This is a genomic window from Streptomyces sp. NBC_01233 (assembly GCF_035989305.1).
Taxonomy (GTDB): Bacteria; Actinomycetota; Actinomycetes; order Streptomycetales; family Streptomycetaceae; genus Streptomyces.
The window spans coordinates 7,879,342-7,898,529 of record NZ_CP108514.1 but is presented as its reverse complement, the minus strand read 5'-3'; the positions used below and the strand labels follow the sequence as shown (position 1 = coordinate 7,898,529).

Genomic DNA, 19,188 nt, shown 5'->3' with positions numbered 1-19,188 from the left:
GTCTACCGAGTGCGGTTCAGTCGGCCGATGTCAGCGAGGTGGCGGCCTTGCACTGGAGGCAGGGGACGGTGCGGGGTTGCAGGAGTGCCTCGAGGGCCTGGTCGAGATCGATGGGAACGCCGGGCTGGCAGCCGATGATGTGGATGAGCCGGGCGCCGGGGTGACCGGGGCGGTGGGGCAGGTTCTGTATCGTCCACGCCTGACGGGCCGCTCCGCGGCCGACTGGAGTTGCGGCTCGGGTCGGTACGCTGCTGTAGTCGCCGCCTTCGATGGGGCGGACGTGGACGGCGTCCAGCCATACGGTGTGTTCTACGGGTTCTTGGTGGCCGCTGCTTGCGGCTGTCCAGATGGTGATGGCGACGCGGTACTGCCAGCCGTCGGGTACGCGCCGCCGTTCATACAGCGAGGCCCGAAGTTCCTGGCCGTCGGGCAGGACCACGACAACCCGGGCGTTGCCTGCGGGCATCGGCTCCTCCTCACCCCTGGCCGGCATTCTATTCGGGGTTAGCCGTTAGCCTGTCGGTATGCCGGAGCTTGTCACTGAGGGTCGCACGGGCGGCCTGATCCTTCTGGGCGCAGCGGACGCTCTGTGGACCGGCTTGACGACCGGTAGCGCTGTGCCGACGGCCTCTGGGGCGTTCACCGGGTTTCCTGCCGATGCTCGGGTGGGGTACGTCCTGCTCGGCGGCCGTGTGGTGGCGACGGTGGAGACCGGCGGCCGGTGGAGTGTTCCGGAGATCGAGGTGCGTCGGGCGGCGGCAGACCTGATCGCGGTGGAGATGGACCGCCAGGACCTGGTCCGCATCGGCCCGTTCCGCCACGTGCCGCGCCAGGAACAGGACCAGGGAACACCGCTGCGATGGCGCCAGCGCATCACGGGGGAACTGCAGGTTGTCAATCCCCTCGGGCTGTGGAGATCTTTCAAGCGGCCAGCTCCACGGTGGGGTCGGCCTGGTGGTCTCGTTCGTAGTCGATCGGGCTGTGGTACTCGCATACGCTGTGTAGCCGTCGGGTGTTGTAGAAGCCGGTGATCCAGGTCGCGATCCTCAGCCGGGCCTCGGTGCGGGTGGTGAAGGTGTGCCGGTGGACGTACTCGACCTTGAGCACGCTGTTGAACGCCTCGCTGACGGCGTTGTCGAAACACGACCCGACGCGGCCCATGGACTGGGTCACGCCCAGGCGGCGACAGGCCCTGCGAAAGCGCCGGGAGACGTATTCGCTGCCGCGGTCGCTGTGAAAGATCACGCCCCTGACGTCACCGCCGCGGGTGGCCGTGGCCATGTTCAGGGAGGCGACGACGAGATCGGCGTCGTGACGGGCGCCCATCGCATAGCCGAGCAATCGACGCGAGAACAGGTCGATGACGGTGGCCAGGTAGAGCTTGCCCTCACCGGTGGTGATCTCGGTCATGTCGCCGCACCACACCTGGTCCGGAGCGTCCGCGGTGAAGTCACGGCGCACGAAGTCCGGGGCCGCCGGCCGTTTGCCGGGCCGGGTCAGCCCCCGCCGGTGGCGGACCTTCCGTCCGGCCAGGCCGAGTTCGGCCATGAGGCGGGCCACGGTGTTCACCGAGACCCGCCAGCCCGCGCGGACCAGAAGGACCCAGACCTTCGGGGAACCATAGGTGCCGCCGGAGCCCTCGAAGATCCCCGTGATCGCGTCGGCCAGCTGTCCCCGCCGGACCTCACGCGCAGTGGTGGGCTTGTCGCGCCACTTGTAGAACCAGGACTCCGAGACTTCCAGGATCTGGCAGGCCAGACGGTGCGGGACGCGATGCTCAGTCCTCTGGTTACCGATGAACGCGGCCAGGGCGGCCGGGTCCGTCCCGGTCACTTCACCCAGAGGACCATGCATCGCTTGAGGACATCACGCTCCATCTCCAGCTCGCGTATCCGCTTGTTCTTCTCCGACATCTCCCGCCGTAGCCGCTCCAGCTCGGCGCGCTCGGCTTCGCGCATCCGGCCGCCCGGCGCGGGCTCGGCCGGCCGGTCGGACGACGCCGACCCGTTGCGCCGCCATCGCGACACCCAGCTGTGCAGCGTGCCGGAGTGGACGCCGAGCTCCTCGGCGACCTCCGGGATCGGCCTGCCCGTCTCGATCACGATGCGTACAGCACCCTCACGAAACTCAGGCGTGTACGTCCGTTGCTTGGAACCCATGAACCCCAACTTCCCCTGCCATCACGGACTCCACGCTACGAGGGGAGGGACAGGTTGTTCACGGTGCAAACCTTGATGCGGCGGATCTCGCCACGGCCGTGACCGCTCTCGCGGATGCGGCTCTGGAGCGGAATCCGCTGCCAGGGAAGGGCTTTGAGCTGCTTGCGGACTCTGCTGCGCAATTGGTGAGGGTCACGCCGTGAGTTGGTAGGCGAGGCGTTCGAGACGGCTGGTGCGGGTGCGTCGGAGGGGGTTGTCGGTCCAGTACGCGTCGAGCCGGATGACGTTGAGTGCGGTGGCGGAGAAGGCGTGCTGGAGGCGGACTTTCGGTAGGCCGCGGTAGCGGGCCTGGCGGATTCCGGTGATGCCGAGGGCCTGGTTGATGGTTCCCTCGACGCCGGCGCGGAGGGCGTACTTGTTCTTCCAGGTGTCGGTCTTCTGTTCGGCGCGGGCCCGGGCGAGGTTCTCGTGGAGTTCCTGGGGCCTCAGGGTGAGCATGCGGCGTCCGGGTTTCGAGGTGGTGCACTGCTGTTGGAAGGGGCAGTCGCGGCAAGTCAGGACGCTGAAGGTGATCACGATGGCGTCCTTGCCGTGCTGTTTGACCGGGTTCCAGTGGGAGCTGGTGCGGCCGGCTGGGCAGCATACCTGGCGGGTCTTCCAGTTGATGGTGAAGGCGTTCTTCTCGAAGCCTTCGGCCGCCTTGGCCTGCGCGGAGTGGTCCAGGAGGACCGGAGTGACCATACGGATACCGTCTTGCATGGCCTTGGTGATCAGGTCGGCCGACGGGTAGCCGGAGTCGAGGTAGTGCTCAGCCGGCTTCACGCCGTGCTCAGCGAGCTTGTCCTGGATGGGGGCGGTAGCTTTCACATCCGGCACGGTCGCATCGGTGGTATGTACATCGGTGATCAGATTCGGCTTCACCCCTGCCCCTGCTTCGGTTTCGGTTTCGGTTTCGGGGAGTGTGTCGCACGTTTCGGTGAGGTGGATCTTGTAGCCCATCCAGAACAGGTCGTCGTCCTTGGCCGCCCAGCGTGCGTCCGCGTCGTAGGGGGAGGCCAGGCGGAGTTGGCCGGGCGGGACGCCGTCGTCGGCGTCCCGCTTCCTGATCACCTGCCGTCCCCGGGCATCGGTGCGGATGATGTAGGTCTGCACGAGGACCTGCCGCAGCAGGCCCACGGCCTCGATCTCACGGATCCATACCGGGGTATCACCAGCCCAGGCGGCCCGGCACAAGGCCAGGGCGTCCTGGCCGAAGATTTGGGCGAGACGGTCGCGCTTCGTCTCCGAGGACGGCATGCGCCAGCCGTCAATCCTGGGCCCGTACCGCTCGGCGAACTCCAGGACATCGATCTGTCCGGCCAGCCAGGACGGGGCCGCGGTCGCGAGTGCCTCCAGGGCGGCCCGCACACTCTCCCCGGCCAGCTCCAGGCGGTTCAAATCCCGCACCGCACTGATCACATGCGTGGAGTCGGTCCGCTGTCTGCCCCCGGCCGCCACCAGGCCGGCGTCCTTGCAGTGTTCAAGGAGCCGGTCGAACACCACCCGCTCCATGCCATGATCAGCGAGCCGGCCCCGGAACCTGGACAGCACACTGGCGTCGAAACCGGTAGCGGCGAGCTCAGCGCCGAGGGCGTACTTCCAGTCGATGGCCCGTACCGCTTTCGAGTGGGGTGACGTAGCCGTATACGGGGTGCTTGCGCAGGCGCGTGCGGTTGTATTCGACCTCGATGAAGCGGAAGACGTCGGCGCGGGCCGCTTCGCGGGACTCCCAGACGGTGGTCCCGATCTCCGCTTTCAGTAGACCGAAAAAGCTTTCGGCTGCGGCGTTATCGCAACATGAGCCCGTTCTGCCCATACTCTGTCGCGGGTTCAACTCCCGTATCAGCGTCCGGTATTCGCCTGATGTGTATTCTGATCCGCGGTCCGAGTGGGCGATGCAGCCCGGCTTGAGGGCGTTGCGGCCGGCGGCCATTTTCAGGGCGTCGGTGACGAGCTCGGCGCGGTGGTGGTCGGCCATCGCGTACCCGATTACCTCGCGAGTGGCCAGGTCGATGACGGTCGCCAGATACCACCAGCCGGCGAGCGTCGGCAGGTAGGTGATGTCCGAGACCAGCTTCGTGCCCGGCTCGGCCGCGGTGAAGTCGCGTCCGACCAGGTCCGGGGAGGGAGCCGCCTTGCGGTCTGCTTTGGTGAGGTTTTGGCGCTTGCGGCGGGTGATCCCGCGGATGTCGTGCTCGCGCATCAGCCGCTCGACCTTCTTCCGGTTGATCCTCCGGCCCTTTCGGCGCAGGGCCGCGGTGATCCTCGGGGCGCCGTAGGCGCGGCGGGATTCCTCGTGGATCTGCCGGATCTCGGCCACCAGCTCGTCCTCCTCGCGCGCTGTGACGGCGGCGGCCGGACGGGCGGCGAGGTAGGCGTAGTAGGCGGAGCGGGAGATCGTCAGGGCCCGGCACAGCAGCGACACGCTGCAGCCGTCGGGGCGGTCGGGGCCGGCCTTCTCCACGTCAACGAACGCGTAGCGTGCGGCTACGTCTACTTCGTCTTGTGGTTCGCGAAGAAGGCGGTCGCTTTCCCCAGCACATCGATGGTCTGCTCCATCTCACGGACCCTGCGGCGCAGGCGCACGAGCTCCTCGCGCTCGGCCGTGGTCAACGCTCCCGCCGACCCCTGCCCACGGTCGTTTTTGTCCCGTTTGACCCAGTTCCGCAGCCCCTCGGGGCTGACGCCGATATCCCGGGCGACCTCGGTGACCGTCTTGCCCGATGAGTGCACCAGAGCCACCGCGTCGCGCTTGAACTCGGCCGTGTACCGCTTGCTCGTATTGCTCTTCTTGCTCACTACCTGGGACTGCTTCCTCCGGGACGTCCGTCCCAGTATCAGGCTGTCCAGCTCACAGGGGGAACTTCAACCTGACGGAAGTAGCATTGATCGGTCTTGTTCGTGATGTGAGAATCTGGCTCACTTAGCCTCAATACCAGTGACTTAAGGATCTCGGCTGGTAGGGTGTTGGCCAGGAGGTGTCTGGATGCCACGCCCTGGACAGGTCAAGCCGGAGACGGACGAGCGGTTGTCGGATCGGATCGCGATCGGACTGCTGACGCGGACGTTCCCGCCGGAGCTGGTGGACCGGGTCGTGGAGGAATCCGGGAAGGCCGGGCAGCGCAACCGGCTGCTGCCTCCACGGGTGGTCGTCTACTTCGTGCTGGCGATGTGCTTGTTCTCCGGTCAGGGCTACGAAGAGGTCGCACGGCTGCTCACTCAGGGTCTGGCCTGGGCCAAGCACTGGTCGGGTTCGTGGCAGGTGCCTACGCCCGGTGCGGTTTCCCGGGCCCGGGCCAGGCTCGGGCCCGAGCCGCTCAAGGCTCTCTTCGAGCAGTCCGCCGGGCCTGTGGCGACCGAGTCCACTCCCGGTGCGTGGTACGGGTGTTGGCGTCTGATGGCGGTCGACGGGACCACGTTCGACGTGCCGGACAGTGAGGAGAACGACGCCCGGTTCGGTCGTCCCGCCACCCACCGGGGCGAGCGGACCGCGTTCCCGCAGGTGCGGGTGGTGGCGCTGGCGGAGTGCGGCACGCACGCCATCACCCGCGCGGCTCTGGGGCCGTTCACCACCGCGGAGTCCGTGATCGCGCGGGAGCTGTTCGACGCCCTTGGACCGGATGACCTGCTGATGGCCGACCGGGGCTTCGCCGGGCTGGAGCAGTGGCGAGCGGCATCGGCCGGCGGTGCGGACCTGCTCTGGCGCATCAAGTCCAACGCCGTCCTGCCCGTGCGGCGCGAGCTCCCCGACGGGTCCTACCTCTCCGACATCGTGGCGGCCAAGGACCACCGCAAACGCACCGATCCCACCGTGGTGCGGGTCATCGAGTACACCCTGGACGACCCCGGACGCCCGCAGCACGACGCCCCGTACCGGCTGATCACCACCATCCTCGACCACGAAGCCGCACCCGCGGCGGAGTTGGCGGCCCTCTACAACGAGCGATGGGAGATCGAGACCACACTGGACGAGCTGAAGACCCACCAACGCGGCCCCGCCCAGGTCCTGCGCTCCCGATCGCCCGACGGCGTCGAACAGGAGGTCTGGGCCCACCTCCTCGTCCATCACGCGATCCGCCAGCTCATGCACACCGCCGCCCGGGACACCGACACCGATACCGACCGGCTTTCCTTCACCCGCACCCTCCGCCTCGCCCGACGCCAGGTCACCGCGCAGGCGGCCTTTTCCCCTGACCGCCTGGCCACAGCCCTCACCGACGGGATACGAGAGATAGCCCGTCACCTCCTGCCACCGCGACGACAGCGGTCGAACGCCCGCGTCGTCAAACGCAAGATGTCCAACTTCGGCGTCAAGCGCACCGCACACCGGCTCTGGCCACAGCCGACACTCGACCCAGCCCGAGCCGTGGCCATCGCCCCACACCACAAAACGGCCCCGACCAACCCACCGAAGACCCCAGGCACCCCGGACCCTTAAATCACTGGTATTGCACTTAGCCTCGATCCACCGATGTGGTCTGAGGGTGATCTTCTGGCGGGCGTCTGTGCCGGTTTTGGGGCGGTGGTTGGGCATGGGCAGGTTGTAGCCGCTGGTCTGCCCAGCTTTTCCACGACTTGGTTCCGGTTGGGCCCTGGCGGGCGGGGTGGGCAGGGGGCGTCAGGCCGGGCCGGGTGGGCCGTGGACCGTGTCGAACAGGTGCGTCCAGGCGTGCTGCCAGGGCCAGTTGTGCGGTAGGTGCAGGGTGATACGGCGGGCTGAGCGGGCGATCCCGGCGTTGTAGAACTGCGAGTCCGCCCGCAGGATCCGCAGGCCGGTGCAGCCGGCCTCCCGGGCGGTGGCCAGAGCCTCGCTGACGAACTTGGGGGCGCCGCGGGCATCGGCCGCTTTGCCGCGGCGCATCCGCACCCCGGCGATCACCGGGCGGGAGTGCGGGGTGCAGATCGTGGCGAGCAGGGGGTGCAGGGTGCGGACACCCTTGAACCGGCCGTACTCGCCACCCTGCTTGGCCCGGCCGTAGACCCGTTTGTGGGTGGAGTCGACATCGATGAACGCCTTCTCGCCCGCGCCGGGCAGCAGCGGGGTATGCGCGGCCAGAGCGGCCAGGAACCCGCGGTGCACCGCGTGGAGCTGGAGCGCGTGACCATGGGTGAACGCGCGCAGAAACGTGCCCAGCGTGGACGGCGCACGGACACCTGCGAACAACACGGGCATCGCACCGTGCCGCAGGACGTGAAGGTCATCGATGCTGTCCGCACCCGCGGCCATCCCGGCCACGATGCTGGTGACCTTGGCATCCGCCGCCGCACCCGCACCGTTCTTCGCCCCGGTCAGCTTCACCTTCTCCGCGGCCAGACGGGCAAGCCCGCACCGCTCGGCCAGGCGCATCACCGGGACCAGCCCGGCATGCGCGATCAGATTCCGGTCGTCGAACGCAGCGGAGACCGCCGCCGGAGTATGGGAAGCTTTCATCTACGAGGTGCCTTGCTGATTGTGCGTGCTGGAAGCGTCAGAACTCCCATCATCGCAGGTCAGCAGGCACCTCTCTTCGGTTCTCTGTCCACAGGACACAGACCACATCGGTGGATCGAGGCTAAGAGACGTAAAGACGCCGGTTCCTCGCGTACTCCTCTCCATCCCGCTCGCCGGACCCGCACCATCCGGCAGTACTGGCACGTCCCGGCTTTGTCAGGGCCGCTCCCGCCCTCCCCGGCATCACCCGGATCAGGCTGCCCTCAGCTCCACCTCCCTGCTACGACAGGTCGGCGGTGAAAGTCTCTCACCTCCACACGAATCACAGCGCCTCACGGCGCAACTCGAAGACGAGCCATGCCCCGGACGCCGCCGCGAGGCTTTTACCCGCGGCCACACCTCCTTCTTCCACAGCTCCACCACGTGCGCGTCGCGCTCGAGTGCTCTGCGGGCAGGAGCCTGCCAGGACCAGCCCTGCCGTTTCAACAGCCGCCACACCGTCGCTACCGACAGCGTCAGACGCAGACGGCGGCGGATCACGGTCTGGACCCGGGCCAGAGTCCACCGCTCATCCTCGAAGCCGTGTGCTGACGGGCCCTTGCCGAGTTCCGCCTCGAGTACGGCGAACTGGGCATCAGTGACAGTCGGGGAGTTGGCCGGGCCCGTCGAGCGCAGGGCCTCCACGCCGCCCTCGCGCCAGGCACGACGCCAGCGTTCCACCGACCGCACACTCACCCGCAGGTCCTTCGCGATCACCGCGGTCTTCTCACCCGCCGCGAACCGCTCGCCGGCCTGGAGCCGGATCCCCTCACGAAACGCCCGACGCTCAGCGGTCAGGCCCCCACCCTCCGGATAACGCATACCACCGGCATACCGCAGGGATCATGAACCGTCACCACCCGACGACAACCTGAAATCCTCAGTAGCTGGCGTCCGCGGCCGCCGCCATCTGTTCGGCGCGGGCGCGGGTAGCAGCCAGCCGGTAGGAGTCTGTGCCGGTCTCGATGATGTTGCCGCCGAACGTCAATCGGTCGTGCATCGCCGCCTCGGTGCCCAGTGCGATGAGCAGATGGGACTTGCCGGTTCCGCTGTCGCCGATCAGACACAGCGGCAGGCCCTTCTTGACCCAGTCGCACTTGGCGAGGGTGTGGATGGCGGCCGCGTCGATGACGGGGTTGGCGTCGAAGTCGAACTGCCGGATCGACTTCTCGCGCGGAAAGCCGGCCGCCTTGATTCGGCGCTCTGAGCGCCTGCGTGCCCGGTCGTCGCATTCGGACAGCAGCAGCTCGGCCAGGAACCCGCGGTAGGTCATCTGGTCGCGGAGGGCGGCTTCGGCCAGTTCGGGGTACTGGGAGCGGATGGTGGGCAGCCGGAGCATCCGGCACGCCTGGTCCACGGCGGTGTCGGCAGCCTGTTCGGTCAGTCCGCGGTTGCGCTTGGCGGTCACGGTGCCTCTTCCTGGTATGCCTGGCCGTCGGCGGGAGGCCGACGGAATCGCAGCAGTTGGTCGTAGGCGGCCACCGATGGCAGCGGCCTGGGGTCGGGCGGCAGCGCGGCCAGGCGCCGCTCGGTCAGCGAGGTCACCGTCGCCCCGCCGTCCACCCGGCGCGGCGGGATGTCCTGGTCGGCCGGCTGGTCGGCGCCCTGGTCTGCCTCGCCCCACTTGCGGGCCTCCAGTGCGACCGCGTCGGCAGTCAGCGCGCCGGCCCGCAGCGCGGTGGCGATCCCGGCCACCACGTGCTCGTGGACCATGTGCCGGTGCAGCAGCGACTGGCTGCGGGCCGAGGACTTCGCGGACCCGTGGCGCCGTGAGATCTACCGCGTGCTGGTGGACCACCACCTCTACGCCCATCCGACGGTTCTCGCCGCACCGCCCCAGCAGCGGACCCAGGTGCTGGGGCGGCTGGTGGTGGAGGACCTGCACACGCGGGCCGTCGCCGAAGGCTGGGCGGGCACCGCCGACTGGCAGCAGGTCGCCGCCTACGTCACGGGCCTGCACCCCCAGTGTGCCCAACGCCGCCAACGCCGCCCAGTACGGGCGGGTGGTGGCCCAGTCGAGCCTGAAGCGCACCGTCGGCGTGCAGGGCGAGTTCGCGGAGCGGGCGGTGCTGGCCGCCGTCCTGGCCCGCCCGGAAGAAGGGGCGCGGCTGGCCGGCTGGCTCAAGGCTGGCGACTTCCAGGACCCGTGGCTCGGGCAGATGTACAAGGCCTTGGTCGAGGAGAAGCTGTACGCCCACCCTGCCGTCACCATGCGCCACTCCCCCGCCGAGCGGCAGGAGGTACTGGCCCGGATGCTCTACGAGCAGCTGCAGCACAAGGCCGCCGACGAGTACTGGACGGTCCCCGACTCCGCCTGGCCGGCCGTCGCACAGCAGATCCACGCCCTCACCACCACGCAGCAGGTCCCCCACCCCGAGCACGCCGCCCAGCTCGGCCAGCGGGTCTTGCAGACCAGCATCCAGCAGCAGGTCACCGAGGGCTCCTGGCGCATCGAGAACACGTTGAAGGTGCCGGGCGCGCCCGCCGCCGAGATGGAGATCAACGCCATGCTCGGCACCCTCCAGCAGCTGGAAGACCGCTGGGAGCAAGCCATGGGGCGGCCCGGCGCCGTCGGCGCGGCGCTGACGCCGCAGTCCTCCCCGCGCCCGGAGATGGTGTTCACCGAGGACGCCGTGCTGTCGTCGCTGCTGCGCTACCCAGGTCAGCTGGAGCAGGTGGGCCGCTGGCTTCGCGCCGAGGACTTCACCCAGCCGGGCCGGGCCCAGCTGTTCACCACCATCCAGGAGGCGATCACCAACCGCGGCACCGTCGACCCGGCGCTGATGGTGTGGGACGCCCACCGGCGCGGCACCGCCGGGCCCGGATCGCTCGCTCCCGATCAGGTCTGGGCGATGTACCAGAACGGCCGGCCCGGCATCGCCCACAGCGGGGGCCGCCAGCTGGTGGAGGCCAGCATCGTGCACCACGTGCACTCCGCGACGTCAGCGATCAACACCGCCGTCGGCAATCCCACCGCCGCTCCCGGCATGGTCATCGGCACCGCCCGCGGACACCTGCAGCACGCCTCCGCCCAGGCCGCCTGTCGGCGTACGGGCTGTAGTGCAGAGGTGTGTACGGGCTGATGTGCAGAGCTTGATCCTGTGTCAGCTGGCCGCAGTGATGCCGCCTTCGATGGCTGTGAGGCGGTTCTTCAGGCGGTAGCTGGCGCCGTTGATGGCGAGGATCTCGCAGTGGTGGAGTAGGCGGTCGATGATGGCAGTGGCCAGGACGTCGTCGCCGAAGACCTGACCCCACTCACTGAAACTCTTGTTCGAGGTCAGCAGGGTGGAGCCCTTCTCGTAGCGCTTGGAGAGCATCTGGAAGACGAGGTTTGCCTCGTCACGCTCCAGCGGGAGGTAGCCGACCTCGTCCACCACGAGAACGTGAGGCCGCAGGTAGGTGCGGAGTTTGCTGGCCAGGCGGCCGATGGAGTCGGCGGCCTTGAGCTGGCGGACCATGTCGTCGAGGGTGGTGAAGTAGATCGAGTAGCCGGCCCGGCAGGCGGCGACAGCCAGCGCGACGGCGATATGTGTCTTGCCGACCCCGGGCGGGCCCAGCAGCGCGACGTTGGACTTGGCCTCGACGAACGCGAGGGTGGCCAGGTCCTTGACCTTCCTGGGGTCGAGTTCGGGCTGGTAGGAGAAGTCGTACTCCTCAATCGTCTTGTGGTGTGGCAGGCGGGAGACCCGTAGCGCGTGGCGGAAGCGGCGTTCTTCACGGACGGCAAGTTCTTCTTCCAAGACCAGGTCGAGGAAGTCGAGGTAGGCCATCGACGCGGCGTCGGCCCGGCCGACGTGCTCGGCCAGGGCCTCGGTGAGGTGGGGCAGGCCGAGTTTGGTGGCGGTGGTGCGGATCCGGGCGGTGACCAGCTCGCTCAACGCATGTCCTTGGGGTCGATGGGGGCGGGGTTGAACGGGCGGGTGCCGGCGATCTGGTCGTAGAGGGCCAGCGGACGGGTGCCGACGTGGACTTGCGCGGCTCTGGCCCGGGTCAGCAGCGAGATCAGACCGCCCGGTTCCTCGGCGCCGGAGCGGGCCGGCCTGCTCACGGGTGGCGGAAGGTCGGTGGTGGTGGCGCGGGTGTGTCCGTCGGGCAGGGCCTTCCAGTGGGCCTCATCCACGATCCTCGCGCTGCGTCCGACCGCGCGGGAGTGCACGGCCAGCAGCGTGATGCCCTGCGCGTCGGGCACGGTGGAATGCAGGGCCACGGTGCCTGCGGAGGCTCTGACCTCGACGAGCTGGCGGTGGCGGACCTTGGTGGCGGGCACCGAGTAGAGGTTGGCGTCGAAGGCGACCAGGCAGTCCTTGGCCACGTGTCGCAGGTGCCGATCGGCCACGATGTAGGGCTTGGCGGGCAGCGCCCGCAGCGCGGCGTGATCCCGCTTGGCCCGCACGCCGATCACCTCGCCGTGGGTGCGGTGCGTACGCGCCCGGCGCTGGGGCACCCAGGCCATGAACGCCCCGTCCATGTCATCCAGGCTGGAGAAGGACCGCCCCGCGAGCACATGATCGCGGACGATGAGGACCTGGCGCTCGACGCGGCCCTTCCCCGTCGGCCGGTAGGCGGCCAAGACGTCGATGTCGAAGTCGTAGTGCCCGGCGAACGCCACGGCCTCCGGATGCAACGGGACCGCCTCGCCCGGGGCGACGTGACGGCGCACGACAGTCTTGGTCCGGTCGTAGACGATCACCCCGGGCGCCCCGCCGAAGTGCGCGAACGCCCGCCGGTGGCACTCGAAGAACGATGCCAGATTCTGGCTGGTGGTGAAGCAGCAGAACGGATCTCGGGAGTAGGACAAGGTCATGTGGAAGGAGTAGACCTTCGGGATGCCGACATGGGCCAGGATGTTGCCCTCGTCGCCCCAGTCGACCTGGGCCTGGGCGCCGGGCACCACCTCGAAGCGGCGGTGCAACTTCGCCAGCTCGCGCGGGGTATATCCCAACTCCTCGGCGATGCGGGGTCGGGCCTGCTGCACGTACATCTTGACGCGCTGGTAGTGGTGCGGGAAGGCATACTGCTCGACCAGACGCTCATGGATGACCGCGGCCTTCAGCAGCACCTCAGCCCGTAGCCACGCATCAATCACATGCGCCCACGGCTTGATCACCTGGTTGCCGAGATCCGAGCGCGGCGCCGGAGCCGGCGGAACCGGAGGACCGTCGCTCTCCAGATACTTCTTGACCGTACGCCAGTTCAGACCGGTCTCCCGAGCGATCTCCGAGATGCTCGCGCCCGCCTCATGCAGAGCCCGGAAACGCCGCAGCTCCAGCCACCGCCCCGGTTCCAGCAACATCCGACAGGCCCTCCTCGACGCTTCACAAGATCAGCGTCAGGCTCCTCTCATCGAGCCGGGCCCCACCCCGACACGCCGAGTCACCTCTGTAGATCAACCCGTACGCACCTCTGCATCAGAGCCCGTACGCCGACACCGCCCGCCTCACCCAGGCCACCTGGACCGGTGCACGCACCGGCCAGGGGGTGCAGTGAGGTCCACTGCCACTGCGTCGGTCAGCACACCGGACGGCCTGCTCGCTCCGTGGCGCAGCCTGCCGCGGATCGCCGGCGTCCTCGCGCAGGCCTTCGCCCCCGCCACCGCCCGCCCCGGTGGCTGCGGCGGCTGTTCGCCCCGTTCTGGCTGATCGAATGCGGCATTCAGCGGTGCTCTGGGCGGGTGCTGTGCTGCGGTGCGGCGACGCTCGTGCCGCGCCGGCCCCAGCCCTGGACGCGAACCGCGAGGCAGAGTGTGCTGCTTCTGCCCGCGACAGTGGCCGCGTTCGCGGCGCTGCTCACCCCGACCGCCCTGGCAGGGGCTTTCATCGGCGGCGCCGTCGCCGGACCGGTCGGCGGCCGGTGGGCGATGCACGGGGCGCTGCTCGTGGTCGCGGCTCTGCTGCTGTGGCAACTCGCCTCCCTCGCCCGGGCGGCCCGGGTGGGCGTGCGGCTGCGCCGTGAGGTCCGGGTGCTGTGCGAGCCGTGGGCGGAGGTGGGATCGCTGGCCGGCGGGCACGACGGGCAGGCAACCCGCGATCTGGTGCGGGCCCTGCTCACCTTCGCCGACGACAGTGGCACCGTCCTGGTGGCGGTGGCCGCCGACGAGCGGCTCGCCCGCCTTTACGGGCGCGCCGGGTTCGAGCCGCTCTCCCCCGCGTCACCGGTCCTGGTCCGCCGGCCCCGTCCGACCGGATCCTCCTGGCGTCCGGCACCACGGCCCGCGGGCGGGACCGTGCCCGCCACCGCGGTGTGAGCGCAGGCACTCGTGTCGGACCGCCCGGGAAGCACATCCCGGGCGGCCCCCTGATGAGAGGTCAGGCCTGCGGGTCGGCCCAGGTCACCAGGAGCGCACCCATTGCAACGCCCGGGCCCAGGCCGAAGACCAGGCCGCGCCCACCGTCGGCGGGAGGTGTGCGGTAGGTGCGTTCCAGAACGGAGAAGATGGTCGGCCCGCCGAGGTTGCCCTCCTCGGTGAGGACGTCGCGCGAGTGCTGGGTGAACTCCTCGTCGACGTCCAGGACGGTGGCGAGCTTGGCCAGGATCGCCGGCCCGCCCGGATGCAGGATCCCGAAGTCCAGGGGCCCGTCGGTGTTCTTCTCCAGCCATGCCAGCAGTGCTGGGGCCAGGTCGGTAACCGAGCGCAGCGAGGCCCGGGTGGAGGAGAAGTGGTCGCCGCGCTCGTCGGTCTCCTTGCGGTAGCGGTCGGTGGTGTGGGGGATCACGTACTCGAGGCTGTGGTCGATGCGCAGGCAGCCGTCGGGCCCTAGGGGGCGGGAGGAGACGACGGTGGCGGCCACCAGGTCGCCCCACAGCGCCTTGTAGATGAGGTCCTCGATCGACAGCAGCGACTGCTGGTACAGCGAGGTTAGGTACTCCCCTGCGACGACGAGCACGTTGTCGTCCGGGTAGCGGGCCAGGTACTCCTGCGCCATGATCAGCGCCTGGGCTCCGCCCGCACAGGCGAGCTGCGTCATGGGGCGGCGGCGGATGTCGGGGCGCAGCGGGAGGGTGTCCTGCAGGTGGACGTCCAGGCCCGGCATGCGGTCGCCGGTGGAGCTGGTGGTGATGATGCAGTCGATGTCGGCGGGGGTGACGCCGGCGTAATCCATGGCGACGCGGGCCGCCCGTTGAGCGGCTTCGAGGAGGACGTCGAAGACGTCGTCCTTGCGCTGGGCGGCACTGCGCTCGGCCACTATCTCCTCGTAGGGGCGCAGGTAGCGGCGGGTGCCTGGAAGGTTGGTCAGCGCCTTGCGGGCGACCTCGAGCTTGGGATGGTCGGGGTTCCAGGCGAGGATGTCGTCGCGGACCCGCGCGGCGTCGACGACGTGCTCGCCGAGGACGAGGGCGGGGCGGCTGACGTAGGCCGTGGTGGTGGTCAACTCGGTGTCCTTCGGGGTGTGGCCCGCGGCGGCGGGGCGTGGGTGCAGACGAGCCCCCGCCGGGCCCGGGCGTCCGACCTGCTGGGCAGGCGTGGGCGGCGAGGCATGGGCGGGGGCCCTGGGGTGCGCTGGCAAGGCGGCGGGAGGGCTTGGGGTGATTGATCCGGCTCAGGTGAACGGGCTGGGCGCGTCCGGACAGTCAGTCCCCAGGGACCGAGCAATTGTCAATAGTTGTGGATGGGAGGGTGCTGGGTGAGTTGCCGGGCGAGTCGTTCGGCGTTGAGGGTGCGGATGGCGGCGTTGACGGCGTCCTGGTCGTTGGGGTCGATGCCGCGGCTGGTGAGGAGTGTGGCGATTTGCTTGGCGGGGCCCCAGGCGGTGTGGTCGTCGAAGGCTTCCCGGAAGTCGGTGAGGTGGATGTCGACGGTAGCGATTCGTCAGCGACGCGTACGTGGGCAGGGCGATGCCGTGGACCACTGGTGCAGCACCAACTGGCAGGGGCTAGAGCCACGTTCCTACGAGCAGAGCCGCGCCACCGCACAACTCCAAGGCACCGATCATCTGGAACACCCGGTAGGAGAGGCCGAAGCGCGCTGCATCGGCTTGGGCTACCGGCGCTGCAGAAAGTTTCGCCACATCTTTTCCCGCTAGGGAAGTACCGAGGAAAACGGCCGGAAGAACAACCAAGAAACGCATCAGGACACCGCTTCCTCGATTGCATGGGGTCGGCATGTAGAACCCGCCTCTGATCCGGACGAGCTGACCATTGGCTGAACGTCCCGCAAGAGGGAAAATCAATTATCTCCGCATTCGAGCGATGTTCGAGTATCGGCTTGGTGGCCGCGGAGGGAAGAAGAGCCCTGTCTTGCGGGGGCCGTGAGCCAGGGCTCTTCTTCCGTGGCGCGCGTCGCGCAAGGTGCGACGTCGCTCTCACAAACGATCCTTGGGCGATGCTTCAGCGGCACTGGGGAAGTGTGCATCGCCCGAGGTTGCTTGCGAGGAGCCTTACGCTACGCCTGAGTTGGCCGAGATGGCACCCCCACGTGCGGCTTGATTTCATCTCGCATCATCGACGCGGACGGGGTCGGCTCCTACGTTTCCGCAGCGGCTCCGGGTGGGCCGCGCACGCACGACGAAGAGTCGAATGAGGGGGCAGCCCATGGGACTTGCCGGCCACCTGATCGTCCAGGTGGCCCTTCAGGAGCTGGCGCCAGCCCCCGGCTCGGATCGACGACAGCCTGGTCAACTCCTTGCCTTCGTTGTGTGGGCGACGTGATCATAGTTGCGTCGATGCCGGCCAGCGTCGCGGATGTGCGAACTGCCGTGTCCATGTTCTTGGCCGACCCGATCCGGCGCTGATCTCCCGGTTCAAGCTCGCGATGGGACCCTGACGACAGGGGTCGGACGCGGCGGGCCCCCCGCCAGGCGGGCCCCCCGCCAGGCGGGCCCCCCGCCAGGCGGGCCCAGTAAAGGGGCGCCCGGTAAAGGGGCGCCCGGTGGACCGACTTTTCATCGGCTGTTGTGGGTGGCAGGCTCTGCCGCTTGAGAGAGGGAGCTGTGCTATGTCTGATAGACTGGAGCCGGAATGTGTCGACTGCATCGAATGCTTCGCCCCGCCAGGCAGGGGCAACATACGTATCGCCTATATGAAGCCCGGCGGTCTCATCAGCGAGACCTGGCACAGTCCCGACTGTTCGAAGGCAATCATGTGGGATGAACTGCAAAGGGAAGCGAATCCAGGAGCAGGGCGCCTGGGCGAAAGGTGTTTTCCCCGCCGTGCATGAGCGGCTCCGGCAAGCTGCGGCGGCGTTGCCGGCCGAGACCTCCGCGCAGCCGTTTGTCGCCACGCTCACCGATCTCGTGCAAGAGCAGGCCGACTCCGCGGACTTCGTGAGGCTGCACCGCTGGGTAGAGATCCTGGAGCGGCACTTTCCCCCAGAGCTCCCCGACCCCGAACTCACCACCGAGTAGTCACAGCCCGGCGCGGCCGGAGTACGTGGTCCGAGGGCCGGGTGCCTGTCGCGGCAGTGCTTGCTGCTGATGGCCGCAGGGGACTGAGGTTCCCCCGAGATGCGGAAGTTGTTGACAGCAGGTCAGATGGGACTCGTGAGAGGACCAGTGACCATGGCTGCACCCCGGAAATACTCCAAGACCACGGAGTTATGGCTTGTCGGCCGCTGTCAACAGGGGCGAGGTATTTGGGAGAAGTGCCGGTCAGGGCAACGGGACTCCTGGTAGAGCGAGGAAGCCGACCAAGGTCTTCCCGCCTGAAGGAGCCCCGTTGCCCGTTCAGTGTTCCACCGTCACGCTCACGTCGTCCATCACCGTCGCCGACGGGGTCTTCGCTCCGGGGCATCTGGGCGAGCTGACCCGGCACCTGCCCTTTGAACTGGTCGATGACGTGCTGGAACGTACTGGCGGAACCCAGCGGAGGCTGAGGCTGCTGCCGTCGAGGGTGGGTGTCTACTTCGTGCTGGCACTGGTTCTCTTCCCGCAGCTGGGCTACATGCGGGTGTGGGACAAACTCACCTGCGGCCTGCGCGGGCTCCTTCCACCGCGTCCGTCGGAGAAGGCGCTGCGAGAGGTGCGCCGGCGGCTGGGCGCCGCGCCGCTGCGGCTGCTCTTCGAGACACTGGCCGGTCCCGTGGCACAGCCGATCACACCAGGGGTGCGATACAGGTGCTGGCGCACAGTCGCCTTCGACGGCTGCAGCTCCACCAAGGCCCCTGACCGGCCGCGAGTCTGCGCCTGGCTGGGCAAACACAAGCATCGTTACGGCACGGACGGATATCCGATGCTGAAGATCATGGTGCTGTGCGAGACCGGAACCCGGGCCCTGCTCGGTGCGGTCTTCGGACCGACGCCCGAGAAGGAGACCGGCTACGCCGAGCAGCTGCTACCACTGCTGGACAACAGGATGCTGCTGCTCAACGACCGGGGCTTCGACTCCGACGACTTCCTCGCGAAGGCCGCGGCCACCGGCGCCCAGCTGCTGGTACGCCTCAAGGGAACCCGGACACCCGCACGCTGGGCACTACTGCCGGACGGGTCATTCCTGACCAGGATCAACGGGACCCGGCTGAGGATCATCGATGCGCACATCGCGGTGACGACCGCCAAAGGGCTGAGGCTGGAAGGCCACTACCGACTGGCCACCGCGCTGACCGATCACCGTCGCTACCCCGCCGCAGAGCTGGTGGAGCTCTACCACGAGCGATGGGAGATCGAGTCCGCGTTCTACTCGCTTCGGCACACCCTGCAGCACGGCCTGGTGCTGCGATCCCAGGACGCGACCGGGATCCAACAAGAACTCTGGGCTCACCTGACCGTCTACCAGGCACTGCGCCGCGCGATGGCCGAGGCCGTCGAGACCCTCCCCGGCACCGACCCGGACCGCGCCTCCTTCACCGTCGCCCTGGAGACCGCAAAAGACCAGCTCATCGCCGCAGCCGACGTACTGCCCGACACCGGACCGGGACGAATCACACCGGCCCTGCTGCACGATCTGCTCCCACCCCGCCGGGCCCGCGTCAACCCACGCCGCGTCAAATGCCCGATCTCCCGCTACGCCGCCCCGCCCCACCAGGCACAAGTCCTGGGCGCATCCAGGATCACCAGCATCAGTGTCACCGTGAACCCCTCCGCTGGCCCAGGCCCCGACGGACGCCGCGACCGCACACTGCAACTCCTGCGAACCGATCCCCACCGCACCTGGCGCGCATGTGAAATCGCCCGCGGTATCGGACTGGAGGATCCCCAAGGACTACGCGCAGAACTGGGACGCTGGGTCCGCGAAGGAATCCTCCGCCGCACCGGCCGGGGCCTCTACACCCTCGACCCCGAGTGGACCACCCCAACCTCCACAAGCCCCTGTCCCCGCCCCTGTTGACAGCGCCGGACAAGCCATAACTCCGTGGTCTTGGAAATACTCGTTGGAGTTGCGTGAGCGTGCGGTGCGGATGTACCGCACCGCCGAGCCGAAGCCCCAGATCAAGAAGCTGGCTGTCGACCTCGGCGTGCATCCCGAGGCCCTGCGCGGCTGGATCCGCCAGGCCGAGACGGACGCCGGCGAACGCGATGACCGGCTCACCACTGATGAACGGGCCTAGTACCAATACCAGTGACTTAAGGATCTCGGCTGGTAGGGTGT

17 protein-coding genes and 3 pseudogenes are annotated in these 19,188 nt (G+C 68.5%); 6 read left to right on the top strand and 14 right to left on the bottom strand.

Going from position 1 to position 19,188, the window contains the following annotated elements; genetic code table 11:
- Positions 1–16: 16 nt before the first annotated feature.
- From OG332_RS36955 to OG332_RS36925, 7 genes are all read right to left on the bottom strand, one after another.
- A complete protein-coding gene (locus tag OG332_RS36955; RefSeq protein ID WP_327417511.1) occupies positions 17–466 on the bottom strand; it encodes a hypothetical protein in 450 nt (149 codons plus the stop codon).
- A gap of 455 nt (positions 467–921) precedes the next feature.
- Positions 922–1,833 carry an IS3 family transposase gene (locus tag OG332_RS36950; RefSeq protein WP_327417426.1) on the bottom strand — a complete coding sequence of 304 codons (912 nt, stop codon included), beginning with the start codon at positions 1,831–1,833 and terminating at the stop codon, positions 922–924.
- Positions 1,830–2,159: a transposase gene (locus OG332_RS36945; protein WP_062760722.1), complete on the bottom strand. Its 330-nt coding sequence runs from the start codon at positions 2,157–2,159 to the stop codon at positions 1,830–1,832. The genes OG332_RS36950 and OG332_RS36945 overlap by 4 nt, the downstream gene beginning before the upstream one ends.
- Before the next feature lie 35 nt (positions 2,160–2,194).
- Positions 2,195–2,341 carry a hypothetical protein gene (locus tag OG332_RS36940; protein WP_327417510.1) on the bottom strand — a complete coding sequence of 49 codons (147 nt, stop codon included), beginning with the start codon at positions 2,339–2,341 and terminating at the stop codon, positions 2,195–2,197.
- Positions 2,342–2,351: 10 nt separating this feature from the next.
- Positions 2,352–3,698: a transposase gene (locus tag OG332_RS36935; RefSeq protein ID WP_327417509.1), complete on the bottom strand. Its 1,347-nt coding sequence runs from the start codon at positions 3,696–3,698 to the stop codon at positions 2,352–2,354.
- A gap of 79 nt (positions 3,699–3,777) precedes the next feature.
- The gene (locus OG332_RS36930) at positions 3,778–4,662 is read right to left on the bottom strand and encodes an IS3 family transposase (RefSeq protein WP_327417508.1); all 885 of its coding nucleotides are present in this window, start codon (positions 4,660–4,662) and stop codon (positions 3,778–3,780) included.
- Positions 4,663–4,691: 29 nt separating this feature from the next.
- Entirely contained in the window at positions 4,692–4,997 is a 306-nt protein-coding gene (locus tag OG332_RS36925; RefSeq protein WP_327417507.1) for a transposase, read from the bottom strand.
- A gap of 187 nt (positions 4,998–5,184) precedes the next feature.
- Here OG332_RS36925 and OG332_RS36920 point away from each other — a divergent pair.
- Positions 5,185–6,390: pseudogene (locus OG332_RS36920) on the top strand (IS4 family transposase); the annotation flags it as partial.
- 426 nt (positions 6,391–6,816) lie between these two features.
- Here OG332_RS36920 and OG332_RS36915 read toward each other — a convergent pair.
- The 4 genes and pseudogenes from OG332_RS36915 to OG332_RS36900 form a co-directional block, all read right to left on the bottom strand.
- Entirely contained in the window at positions 6,817–7,629 is an 813-nt protein-coding gene (locus OG332_RS36915) for a transposase (RefSeq protein ID WP_327417506.1), read from the bottom strand.
- A gap of 350 nt (positions 7,630–7,979) precedes the next feature.
- A pseudogene (locus OG332_RS36910) lies at positions 7,980–8,490 on the bottom strand (winged helix-turn-helix domain-containing protein); the annotation flags it as partial.
- Positions 8,491–8,548: 58 nt separating this feature from the next.
- Complete coding sequence (locus OG332_RS36905; RefSeq protein ID WP_327417504.1) at positions 8,549–9,076, bottom strand: ATP-binding protein; 528 nt, start codon at positions 9,074–9,076, stop codon at positions 8,549–8,551.
- The gene (locus tag OG332_RS36900) at positions 9,073–9,381 is read right to left on the bottom strand and encodes a hypothetical protein (protein ID WP_327417503.1); all 309 of its coding nucleotides are present in this window, start codon (positions 9,379–9,381) and stop codon (positions 9,073–9,075) included. Before OG332_RS36900 ends, OG332_RS36905 begins: the two co-directional genes overlap by 4 nt.
- Before the next feature lie 254 nt (positions 9,382–9,635).
- On the opposite strand from OG332_RS36900, the gene OG332_RS36895 reads away from it, so the two are divergent.
- Positions 9,636–10,751 (top strand): DnaB-like helicase N-terminal domain-containing protein, encoded by a 1,116-nt coding sequence (locus OG332_RS36895; protein WP_327417502.1) that lies wholly within the window; start codon positions 9,636–9,638, stop codon positions 10,749–10,751.
- A gap of 21 nt (positions 10,752–10,772) precedes the next feature.
- Here OG332_RS36895 and istB read toward each other — a convergent pair whose 3' ends face one another.
- Together istB and istA are read right to left on the bottom strand one after the other, a co-directional pair.
- Positions 10,773–11,546, bottom strand: a complete 774-nt coding sequence (istB, locus tag OG332_RS36890) for an IS21-like element helper ATPase IstB (protein WP_327411911.1) — start codon at positions 11,544–11,546, stop codon at positions 10,773–10,775.
- Positions 11,543–12,961: an IS21 family transposase gene (gene istA / locus OG332_RS36885; RefSeq protein ID WP_327411910.1), complete on the bottom strand. Its 1,419-nt coding sequence runs from the start codon at positions 12,959–12,961 to the stop codon at positions 11,543–11,545. The genes istB and istA overlap by 4 nt, the downstream gene beginning before the upstream one ends.
- A gap of 450 nt (positions 12,962–13,411) precedes the next feature.
- On the opposite strand from istA, the gene OG332_RS36880 reads away from it, so the two are divergent.
- A complete protein-coding gene (locus OG332_RS36880) occupies positions 13,412–13,912 on the top strand; it encodes a hypothetical protein (protein WP_327417501.1) in 501 nt (166 codons plus the stop codon).
- A gap of 61 nt (positions 13,913–13,973) precedes the next feature.
- Here OG332_RS36880 and OG332_RS36875 read toward each other — a convergent pair whose 3' ends face one another.
- Positions 13,974–15,038, bottom strand: coding sequence for a PhlD (locus OG332_RS36875; protein ID WP_327417500.1), 1,065 nt, complete (start codon positions 15,036–15,038; stop codon positions 13,974–13,976).
- A gap of 1,776 nt (positions 15,039–16,814) precedes the next feature.
- On the opposite strand from OG332_RS36875, the gene OG332_RS36870 reads away from it, so the two are divergent.
- The 3 genes and pseudogenes from OG332_RS36870 (at position 16,815) to OG332_RS36860 (ending at position 19,147) form a co-directional block, all read left to right on the top strand.
- Complete coding sequence (locus OG332_RS36870) at positions 16,815–17,009, top strand: hypothetical protein (RefSeq protein ID WP_327417499.1); 195 nt, start codon at positions 16,815–16,817, stop codon at positions 17,007–17,009.
- Positions 17,010–17,319: 310 nt separating this feature from the next.
- Positions 17,320–18,947: pseudogene (locus OG332_RS36865) on the top strand (IS4 family transposase).
- A gap of 29 nt (positions 18,948–18,976) precedes the next feature.
- Positions 18,977–19,147: a transposase gene (locus OG332_RS36860; RefSeq protein WP_327417498.1), complete on the top strand. Its 171-nt coding sequence runs from the start codon at positions 18,977–18,979 to the stop codon at positions 19,145–19,147.
- The last annotated feature ends 41 nt before the right edge of the window (positions 19,148–19,188 follow it).

Coding starts and splice junctions, on each gene's coding strand:
- OG332_RS36955 (WP_327417511.1), bottom strand. CDS start 466: ATGCCCGCAGGCAACGCCCGGGTTGTCGTGGTCCTGCCCGACGGCCAG.
- OG332_RS36945 (WP_062760722.1), bottom strand. CDS start 2,159: ATGGGTTCCAAGCAACGGACGTACACGCCTGAGTTTCGTGAGGGTGCT.
- OG332_RS36915 (WP_327417506.1), bottom strand. CDS start 7,629: ATGAAAGCTTCCCATACTCCGGCGGCGGTCTCCGCTGCGTTCGACGAC.
- OG332_RS36900 (WP_327417503.1), bottom strand. CDS start 9,381: ATGGTCCACGAGCACGTGGTGGCCGGGATCGCCACCGCGCTGCGGGCC.
- istA (WP_327411910.1), bottom strand. CDS start 12,961: ATGTTGCTGGAACCGGGGCGGTGGCTGGAGCTGCGGCGTTTCCGGGCT.